The following is an 8,769-nucleotide window of genomic DNA, read 5'->3' as shown; positions in this document are numbered from 1 at the left end:
CAGACGGCGACGTGGTGGGGGAGGAGAGCCGCTGACCGTCAGAAGAAGGGCGCCACCAGGCCATGATCGACAACAGGGCGGGCGCGTTGCCCGTCGAGGGAGTGCCCGCCGAGCGGGTGCTCGACGAGATCCGCGGCTTGCGGGGGCTGGACCGGCCCACGCACGGGGGGCGGCTGTTCGCGTACGTGTACGACCCGGGGGTGCCCGGGCTGGACGAGCTGGCCCACGCCGCGTACGCCGGGAGCGCGCACGTGAACGGGCTCGACCCGACCGCCTTCCCGTCGCTGCTGGCGATGGAGAACGCCCTCGTCGGGGCGGCGGCCCGGCTGCTCGGCGGCGGGCCGGGCACCAGCGCGCCGGACGTCGTCGGCAGCGTCACCAGCGGCGGCACCGAGTCGCTGATCCTCGCCGTGAAGGCGGCCCGCGACGCCCGGCCGGAGATCGCCGAGCCGCGGATCGTGGTGCCGGTCAGCGGGCACGCGGCGTTCGCCAAGGCGGCCCACTATCTGCGGGTGGCCCTCGACCCCGTGGCTGTCGACCCGGCCACCCTCCGCCCCACCGTTGCCGACGTGGCCGCCGCGATCCGCCCGGAGACCGTGCTGGTGGCCTGCTCCGCCCCCTCGTACGCGCACGGCGTGGTCGACCCGGTCGCGGAGATCGCGGCGGTCGCCGCGGCGGCCGGGGCGCGCTGCCACGTGGACGCCTGCTTCGGCGGCTGGACGCTGCCCTGGCTGCGGCGCCTCGGCGCGCCGGTGCCGCCGTTCGACTTCGCCGTCGACGGGGTCACCTCGATCTCCGTCGACCTGCACAAGTACGCGTACGCCCCGAAGGGGGTGTCGGTGCTGCTGCACCGCGATCCGGGGCTGCGCGCATCCCAGTACTTCGCGTACGCCGACTGGCCCGGGTACACGATGGTCAACCCCGTGATCGCCTCCACCCGCTCCGGCGGCCCGATCGCCGCCGCGTACGCCACGCTGCGGCACCTCGGCGAGGACGGCTACCTGCGGCTCGCTGCGCTCACCCGGGACGCGGTGGCCGGGCTGGCCGACGCGGTGCGCGGGGTGGACGGCCTGCGGCTGATGGCCGAGCCGGAGTCGAGCGTGGTCTGCTTCACCAGCACCGATCCGGGGCTCGACCTGTTCGTGCTGGTCGACGAGCTGACCGCCCGGGGCTGGCACACCCAGCCCCAGCTCACCTACGCCGGCCTGCCGGCCAGCGTGCACCTGACGGTGACCGCGGCGGTGGCCCCCCGGGTGGCCGAGTTCGGCCCCGACCTGGCCGACGCGGTCGCCGCGGCCCGGGCGGCCGGTCCGGTCCAGCTCCCGCCGGAGCTGCTGGCACTCGCGGGCAGCCTCACCCCGGAGGCCCTCACCCCCGAGCTGATCGCCGGGTTGGCCGCCGGGCTCGGCCTCGGCGGCGGCGCCGGGCCCCTGCCGGACCGGATGGCGATGGTCAACAACCTGCTCAACGTGGCCCCGGTGCGGTTGCGGGAACGGCTGCTGGTGGAGTTCGTCGGACTGCTGCAACGCCCGACCTGGTGACCTTGCGCCGACGGCGAGGGCCCGGAACCGACCCGGTTCCGGGCCCTCGATCCGTTGCGATACGCGACACAACCTGACGGATGTATCAATCGACATAAGTATCGACATTACTGGATAAATGGAGGTTATCCGGCATCCGCCCGCTGCATAGCGTTCCTGTCATCGGAACGACCAACACGGGAGGAACCCACATGAACCTTCGGAAGATCGCGATTGCCGCAGCGGTGAGCCTCGCGGGCCTGGCCCTGGGCCTCGGCAGCGTGACGGCTGCGGTCTCGGCGATCGGCCCGGGCCCCGGCGTCGCCGACCCCATCGGCCCCGGCCCCAGCGTGGTGACGGCGATCGGCCCGGGCCCCAGCGTCGCCGACCCGATCGGTCCCGGCCCCAGCGTCGCTCAGCAGTGACGAGCCGCGTCACCCGGCCGGGGAGGACGCCCCGGCCGGGTGACGCGTCGTTCAGCTCGCGTCGGCCGCCGTCACGTTGAACGTCGCGGCGTTGTCCGCCGGGTCGGCGTCAGCCACCGCGATGGAGTCCCACCGCGTGCTGAGCTCGAACGTGACGCTGCCCAGGTCGCCGGCGGTCGTGCCCGGCTCGGCGCGGAGCAGTACGTCGAAGCTCCGCTCCTCACCGGCCATGAACCGCCCGCCCGGCACCACGAAGTTCGTGAAGAAGCTCGGCAGGTCCTGCGGGTCGGTCCCCCAGATCGCCACCCCCGCCGGCAGCGAGGTCGCGTCGACGTAGAGGAAGTCGTGCGCCGCGTCGCCGGACCAGCGCACGGTCACCGGCAGCCGACCCTGATAGCTGCCGTCCTCCTGCCGTACCAGAGTGGCCGCGCCCGCCGTGGTGATCGACGCCCGCGCCTGGCTGTCCTGGACGTACGGGACCGGGTTGCGCAGCGAACCCGAGGTGGAGCGGAAGCGCGCGACGAAGCTCTCCCCGTCGGCGACCTCCGGGCTGCCGTCGCCGACGTTGACCGAGACCTGGCCCCCTGTCGCGGTCATCGCCACGTCGCGTGGCGTGGTGAGGGCCTGGAAGGCGACCGAGAACGTCCGCCGCTCGCCCGGCTTCAGGTTGGGACCGGGCACCAGGCAGTTGACGACCCGCCGGTTGTCCTGCAACCCCTGGAAGCCGCACGGGCTGTCCGGCGACAGGTTGCCGATCGAGCCGGCGACCGGCTCGACGATCGTGACACTGAAGTAGGTGTCGACCCGACCCAGGTTGGTGACTGTGATCGGCAGGTCGCCCCGGTAGCCGCGCTCGGTCGGGTCGAGCACCAGCCGGCCCACCGAGACGTCGGCGTCGAGGCCGCCACCGGCGGGTGCGGCCGCGGCGGGTGCGGCGAACCCCAGCAGCGCCGTGGCTGAGCCGAGCAGGACGGTCGCCAGCCGGCGTCCGGTACGTGTGGTCATGTTGATGTCCTCCCGTGTTCCCCGTTGCCGCGACGGTCGTCCGCCGCGGTGTCCCCGGTAGCACGCAATGGCCTCGGACCGGGTTGCGGCGGCTGCTGTCGGGAACGCGACTGGTCGAAAGTCTTGACGACGAACCTGCCGGCTGGAAGGCGGCGGGAACTGCGTACGGCCCGCCGGGCACCCGGCGGGCCGTACCGGAGAATCGCGATCACCGGTAGTGGTAGCGGTCCTCGTTGTTCTCCCGCGACGGATCCAGCAGCGGGTCGGCGTCGGTGCCGATCGGCGTGACCTCGGCGATGCCGGTGCCACTGCTGGTGTTCGAATTCCGGAGCCCGAACTGGAAGATGCGCGTCGCGCCCGGGCCGAGCGGGCCGAACCGGCAGGTGATGGGGCCCTTGGGCGGCGGCCCGCCCTGGCAGGCGGACCAGTCACCGCCGTCCGCCGTGGTCCCCACCTGCATCCGCAGGTGCACCTCGACCAGGTTGGCCGGGGCCTGGCTGAGGTTCCGGACGGTGACAGTGATCGTGCCGGTCCGCGTGCCGTCGGCGTTCTTCGGCCCCCAGGCCAGGTCGGTGGCGGTCACCGAGAGGTCGGCCAGGTGCGGGTTCGGGCCGAAGGAGGTGGGCCCGTCAACCTGGGTGAACCGCTCGCCGGTCCAGCGGTACCCCCGCCACTGGCGCTGGGACCAGTCGAGCGACCAGCCGCCACCGGGCGCCAGGTCCGCCATCTCCACGCGGATCGTCCCGCCGCCGGTGACCTCGACCGCCAGTAGCCATTCCGGGTTGGGGCGCGCGGAACGGGTCACCTGCCCGAGCGTGACGATCCGGCCGCGCTCGTCCCGGTCGAACGCCACCACCTGCGACGGCCCGTGCTGCCCCACGAGGCAGCGGAGCAGGGCGAGCGTCTCGTCCCGGCCGTCCCCGTCAACGTCCCCGTGGTCCAGCCCCTCCAGCAGCACGTCCCCCTCGGTGCGGTACGTGGCCGAGAGTCGCGTCGGGCCCGCCTCGCAGACCGGGTTGGGCAGCCAGGCGGGGAGGTCCAGCCGGGCGGCGAGGAGTTGGGCGCGGGTGATCCGGCCGTCCGGTGCCGCCGGGGTGGGGCTGGCGGTGCTCGGCGTCGGTGACGGGGCCGGCGAAGTCGGCGAGGCGGTCGTCGCCGACGGCGTCGGCTCGGCGGTCTGGGCCGGCCCGGGCCGCGGATCGTGCTGCCGGTCCAGGGCCGCGTGCGCGGCGACCGGGACGGCCACGGCGAGCACCACCGCCGTCGCGGTGGCGACCACCGCCCGCCGGCGCCGCCGCCGGACGGTCTCCCGTACGGCGCCCGGACCGGCCGGGTGCACCGCCGACACGACCGCCTCGCGGTACGCGGCGAACTCGCCGCTGACCAGCATCTCGTCGAACTCACTCATGGTGGTTCACCTCGTTCGTGGCGAGCTGGGCCGCCAGCGCCGCCCGGCCGCGGTGCAGCCAGGACTTGACCGTGCCCTCCGGCACCTGTTCCTGCTGGGCGATCTGTGTGACGGAGAGATCCGCCAGGTAGTGCAGCACCACGGCCCGCCGATGGTTGGCCGGCAGCAGCGCCAGGGCGGCGGCCAGCGCCACCCGGTCCGGGCCGGGCCCGGGCACGTGCTCCTCGCGCTGCCGCAGGAGCCACGTCTGGGCGGTCCGCAGCCGCCGCCACCGGCTGGTGGCCAGGTTCCAGGCGACCCGGCGTACCCAGGCGACCGGATCGTCGTAGCGGGACACCCGCGACCAGCGGGCGAAGGCCCGGCAGAACGCCTCCTGCACCAGGTCCTGCGCCTGCGACAGGTCACCGCAGTACGCGGTGAGCTGGAGCGTCAGCGACCGGAAGTGCGCGTGGTACAGCTCGTCGAAACCGACCCCGTCGGTCCGCTCCCGGTCCTTCCGCCGGCCCGTGGCTCCCTCGGGTGGCGGCTCGTCGAGCCTCGGTTCCCCCGTCACCATCATCTGGTCCTCCCCGTGCCGTCGCCGCCGACGCGGTCGACGCTCGTCACACGTCTCGATGCTCCCGACGGTTGCGCCGGTTGCCGCCCGAGCGCTGTGGTTGACTGTCAGATCGGGGACACGCGAGGGAGGCCCGAGGTGCAGCTACCGGCGGTGCTCGGCGAGCCGATCCGGTTCGTGCTGAACTGGGGACGGCGCTACTCGCTCTGGGTGTTCAACTTCGGCCTGGCCTGCTGCGCCATCGAGTTCATCGCCACCAGCATGGGCCGGCACGACTTCATCCGGCTCGGCGTGATCCCGTTCGCCCACGGGCCCCGGCAGGCCGACCTGATGGTGGTCTCCGGCACGGTCACCGACAAGATGGCCCCGGCGATCAAGCGACTCTACGACCAGATGCCCGAGCCGAAGTACGTCATCTCCTTCGGCGCCTGCTCCAACTGCGGCGGCCCGTACTGGGACTCGTACTCGGTGACCAAGGGCGTCGACCAGATCATCCCCGTCGACGTCTACGTGCCCGGCTGCCCGCCCCGGCCGGAGGCGCTGCTGCACGGCATCCTCCGCCTCCAGGAGAAGATCGCCGCCGAGCAGTCCGGGATCGGCGGCGTCAGCCGCCCGGACCGGCTCGCCTCGCCGGCCGACGCCGGCCCCGCGGAGGCCGCGCCGCGCCCGGTGGCATCCCTCACCGCGCCACCGGTACGTCCTCCGGCCGGCTGAGGCCGGCAGTGGCCGCCGGGGATTAGCCTGCGGACCATGACCCAGTCCGCGGACAAGCGCTCCGCCTTCATCGTCGACGTGCTGACCGAGGAGTTCGGCGCGTCGATGGCGCTCGACCCGGCGGCCTTCCGCCGCAAGTTCCGCAAGATGGCGGCGTCGCCGTTCGCCTTCTACCGGGGCAGCGCCTCGCTGTTCTACGCCGACCAGCGCGCCGACTTCGCCGACGACCGGTTCCTCGACGACCGGACCAGCCGGGTCTGGATCCACGGCGACCTGCACGCGGAGAACTTCGGCACCTACATGAACGCCTCCGGGCAGCTGGTATTCAACGTCAACGACTTCGACGAGGCGTACGTCGGGCCGTTCTCCTGGGACCTGAAGCGGTTCGCGGCCAGCGTGGCGCTGCTCGGCTACGCCAAGGCGCTCTCCGACCAGGTGATCGGCGAACTGGTCAGCGGCTTCGCCCGGTCGTACCTCACCGAGCTGCGGGCCATCGCGGCCGGCGGGGACGACGCGATCGGCTCGATCACCCTGGACAACGCCGACGGGGTTCTGCGGCGGGTGCTCCAGCAGGCCCGGCTCAACACCCGGGTCGACCTGCTCGCCACGCAGACCACTATCGACGACTACGACCGCCGGTTCTTCCTCGGCGACGGCGTGTTCGAGGTCGACGGACAGACCCGGGAGAAGGTTCGCGCCGCCTTCCACGACTACCTCGGCACCCGGCCGGAGTCGGCGATCCGGCTGCGTCCGGTCGCGGCGAACATCAAGGACGTGGTGCTGCGCAAGGGCGTCGGCATCGGCTCGGCCGGCCTGCCGTCGTACAACCTGCTGCTGGAGGGGCACACCCAGGCGCTGGAGAACGACGTCGTCATCTACATGAAGCAGGCCCAGGTGCCGGCCGTGGCGCGGTACATCGACGACGAGCGGGTCCGCGGCTACTTCAAGCACCAGGGTCACCGGACCGCCGAGTCGCAGCGGGCGCTCCAGGCGTACGCCGACCCCTGGGTGGGCTTCACCGAGCTGGACGGGGTCGGCCAGCTCGTCGCCGAGGTCTCCCCGTACGCGGCCGACCTGGACTGGGCGGACGTCAACGAGCCGGAGGAGCTGGCCGGGGTCCTCACCGACCTCGGGCGGGCGGTGGCTCGCATGCACTCGGTCGCCGACGACGAGTCCAGCCACGACCTGGTCGACTACTCCACCGAGGAGGCGATCGTGGCCGCCGTCGACGCCGACGCGGACGGCTTCGTCCGGTACCTGGTCGACTTCGCGCACACGTACGGCGTCCAGGCTCGCCACGACCACCAGCTCTTCGTGGACCTGTTCCGCAACGGCAGGCTGCCCGGCGTCTGAGCCGCCCCGCCCGACTGCTCAGGCGGTGAAGTCGAGCACCACCTTGATGTCCTCCGGTCCGGTGGTGTACGCCTCGGCGTACGCCTCCACCGGCACGCGGCGGCTGATCAGCGAGTTCAGCCAGGCCTGGTCGGCCCGGGCGAGCGCCTCGGCGGCCAGCTCCCAGTGCCGCCGGTTGGCGTTGACCGAGCCGAGGACCACGTTGTTCTCCAGCACCAGGGCCCGGTTGAGCGCGCCCGCGTCGAAGTCGATGGTCCGGCCGCCGCTGGACACCCCGGTCAGGCAGACGATGCCGGTCGGCCCGGCCTTGAACATCGCGTCGAGCACCACGACCGGCGCGCCGGTGCACTCCACCACCACGTCCGGCGCGAAGTCCAGCTCGGTCACGGGCGTGGCGTGGTATGTCGCGCCGAGCGCCCGAACCAGGTCGGGCTTCGGCCCCTCGGTGGCCCGGTCCAGCACGTGCACCGACAGGCCACGCTGCGTGGCGAGCAGCGCGGCCAGCAGGCCGATCGGCCCGGCCCCGGTGACCAGCACGGTCTGTGGCTTCCACTCGGCGCGGCGGCCGATCCGCTCGATGTGGTCCCAGGCCTTCGCCACCACGCTGGTCGGTTCCAGCAGCATCCCGACCGGGGCGAGGACCGGGTCCAGGCCGACGGCGAACTTCGGCTGCACCCGCCACCGGTCCCGGGCGAACCCGGCCAGCGCCTTGATCCCGTGTTCGGTGTACTGGCCGTTGCGGCACATGTCCCACTCGTCCACGGCGCAGTTCGGACAGGGCACCGGGTCGGGGTGCCGGACGATGCCGGCCACCAGGTCGCCGGCCTGGAGGGTGCCGGTGGGGTCCTCCAGCACCCGGCCCAGCGACTCGTGGCCCAGCACCAGCCGGTCCTGGCCGGGTGGCGCTTCCCCGTAGGCCCCGGCGATGATCTCCTGGTCGGTGCCGCAGACGCCCACCGCGAGGGCCTCGACCAGGATGGCGCCCTCCTCGGGGGCGGGCTCGGGCCACTCCTCGGTCAGCCGCAGCGAATCGGGAACCCGGGGAGACACAGTCACAGCGCGCACGGGTTCATCCTTCCCGTCCCGGAGCCCGCCCGCCGGCAAAGCGACCAGATCCGCGGACCGGGAGCGCGGGCGGCCCGACACGGGTGCGGGCCGCCAGCCCTAGGATCAGCGGCATGACTCCGGAAGAGGTCGGCCAGCGGGTGGTCGCGCTACTCGCGCCCGTGGCGGCCACCGCGTCGGTCTCCGGCGGTCAGGGGTACGCCCGCGCCACGGTGGACGTACCCCCGGCGAGCTGGCGGGACGTGGTGCGCGCGGCCCGCGACGACGCCGAGCTGGCCTTCGACTTCTTCGACTGGCTGTCGGCGGTCGACGAGCTGGCCGACGGCTTCGACGTGGTGGTCCACCTCTGGTCGACCACCCGGCGGCACGGGCTGCTGCTGCGCACCCGGTTGCCCCGGGCGGCGGCGACCGTGGCGTCGGTGATCGACCTCTACCCGGGCGCGGCCTGGCACGAGCGGGAGACGTACGAGATGTTCGGCATCTCGTTCGACGGGCACGGTGAGCTGAAGCCGCTGCTGCTGCCGCCGGAGTTCGAGGGGCACCCGCTGCGCAAGGAGTTCGTCCTCGCCTCCCGGGTGGCGAAGCCCTGGCCGGGCGCGAAGGAGCCGGGCGAGTCCGAGGCCGGCGGCGGCCGCCGGCCGATCCGCCCGCCGGGCGTACCGGCGCCGGGAGAGTGGGGCACCACGCCGACCCCCGCCGGCGCGGCCGGTGTCGGCGTGGGCC

9 protein-coding genes are annotated in these 8,769 nt (G+C 73.3%); 5 read left to right on the top strand and 4 right to left on the bottom strand.

The window, feature by feature from the left end:
* Window positions 1-62 precede the first annotated feature (62 nt).
* Both DKT69_RS30335 and DKT69_RS38630 read left to right on the top strand, forming a co-directional pair.
* Window positions 63-1,541 carry a pyridoxal phosphate-dependent decarboxylase family protein gene (locus tag DKT69_RS30335; protein ID WP_109804871.1) on the top strand — a complete coding sequence of 493 codons (1,479 nt, stop codon included), beginning with the start codon at window positions 63-65 and terminating at the stop codon, window positions 1,539-1,541.
* Window positions 1,542-1,732: 191 nt separating this feature from the next.
* A complete protein-coding gene (locus DKT69_RS38630) occupies window positions 1,733-1,945 on the top strand; it encodes a hypothetical protein (protein ID WP_161557985.1) in 213 nt (70 codons plus the stop codon).
* Between the two features lie 51 nt (window positions 1,946-1,996).
* On the opposite strand, the gene DKT69_RS30325 is transcribed toward DKT69_RS38630, so the two are convergent.
* From DKT69_RS30325 to DKT69_RS30315, 3 genes are all read right to left on the bottom strand, one after another.
* Window positions 1,997-2,950, bottom strand: coding sequence for a hypothetical protein (locus tag DKT69_RS30325; protein WP_109804869.1), 954 nt, complete (start codon window positions 2,948-2,950; stop codon window positions 1,997-1,999).
* Between the two features lie 208 nt (window positions 2,951-3,158).
* Window positions 3,159-4,358 carry a hypothetical protein gene (locus tag DKT69_RS30320; protein ID WP_109804868.1) on the bottom strand — a complete coding sequence of 400 codons (1,200 nt, stop codon included), beginning with the start codon at window positions 4,356-4,358 and terminating at the stop codon, window positions 3,159-3,161.
* Complete coding sequence (locus tag DKT69_RS30315) at window positions 4,351-4,917, bottom strand: sigma-70 family RNA polymerase sigma factor (RefSeq protein WP_109804867.1); 567 nt, start codon at window positions 4,915-4,917, stop codon at window positions 4,351-4,353. The genes DKT69_RS30320 and DKT69_RS30315 overlap by 8 nt, the downstream gene beginning before the upstream one ends.
* A 135-nt stretch (window positions 4,918-5,052) precedes the next feature.
* Here DKT69_RS30315 and DKT69_RS30310 point away from each other — a divergent pair, with 135 nt between their 5' ends.
* On the top strand, window positions 5,053-5,628 hold the full coding sequence (locus tag DKT69_RS30310; protein WP_109804866.1) for an NADH-quinone oxidoreductase subunit B: 576 nt from the start codon (window positions 5,053-5,055) through the stop codon (window positions 5,626-5,628).
* Between the two features lie 36 nt (window positions 5,629-5,664).
* Window positions 5,665-6,981 carry a DUF2252 domain-containing protein gene (locus tag DKT69_RS30305; RefSeq protein ID WP_109804865.1) on the top strand — a complete coding sequence of 439 codons (1,317 nt, stop codon included), beginning with the start codon at window positions 5,665-5,667 and terminating at the stop codon, window positions 6,979-6,981.
* 18 nt (window positions 6,982-6,999) lie between these two features.
* Here DKT69_RS30305 and DKT69_RS30300 read toward each other — a convergent pair whose 3' ends face one another.
* Window positions 7,000-8,046 carry a glucose 1-dehydrogenase gene (locus DKT69_RS30300; RefSeq protein WP_109804864.1) on the bottom strand — a complete coding sequence of 349 codons (1,047 nt, stop codon included), beginning with the start codon at window positions 8,044-8,046 and terminating at the stop codon, window positions 7,000-7,002.
* Between the two features lie 113 nt (window positions 8,047-8,159).
* Between DKT69_RS30300 and DKT69_RS30295 the strand changes: the two genes are divergently transcribed.
* On the top strand, window positions 8,160-8,769 hold a 610-nt coding region (locus DKT69_RS30295; RefSeq protein WP_109804863.1), incomplete at its 3' end, for an NADH-quinone oxidoreductase subunit C.

Source organism: Micromonospora sicca (assembly GCF_003172935.1).
Lineage (GTDB): Bacteria > Actinomycetota > Actinomycetes > Mycobacteriales > Micromonosporaceae > Micromonospora > Micromonospora sicca.
This window is presented reverse-complemented; position numbering and strand designations above follow the sequence as displayed.

Excerpts from the sequence above, each read along its gene's own strand:
- DKT69_RS30335 (WP_109804871.1), top strand. The coding sequence starts at position 63 with ATGATCGACAACAGGGCGGGCGCGTTGCCCGTCGAGGGAGTGCCCGCC.
- DKT69_RS38630 (WP_161557985.1), top strand. The coding sequence starts at position 1,733 with ATGAACCTTCGGAAGATCGCGATTGCCGCAGCGGTGAGCCTCGCGGGC.
- DKT69_RS30325 (WP_109804869.1), bottom strand. The coding sequence starts at position 2,950 with ATGACCACACGTACCGGACGCCGGCTGGCGACCGTCCTGCTCGGCTCA.
- DKT69_RS30320 (WP_109804868.1), bottom strand. The coding sequence starts at position 4,358 with ATGAGTGAGTTCGACGAGATGCTGGTCAGCGGCGAGTTCGCCGCGTAC.
- DKT69_RS30315 (WP_109804867.1), bottom strand. The coding sequence starts at position 4,917 with ATGATGGTGACGGGGGAACCGAGGCTCGACGAGCCGCCACCCGAGGGA.
- DKT69_RS30305 (WP_109804865.1), top strand. The coding sequence starts at position 5,665 with ATGACCCAGTCCGCGGACAAGCGCTCCGCCTTCATCGTCGACGTGCTG.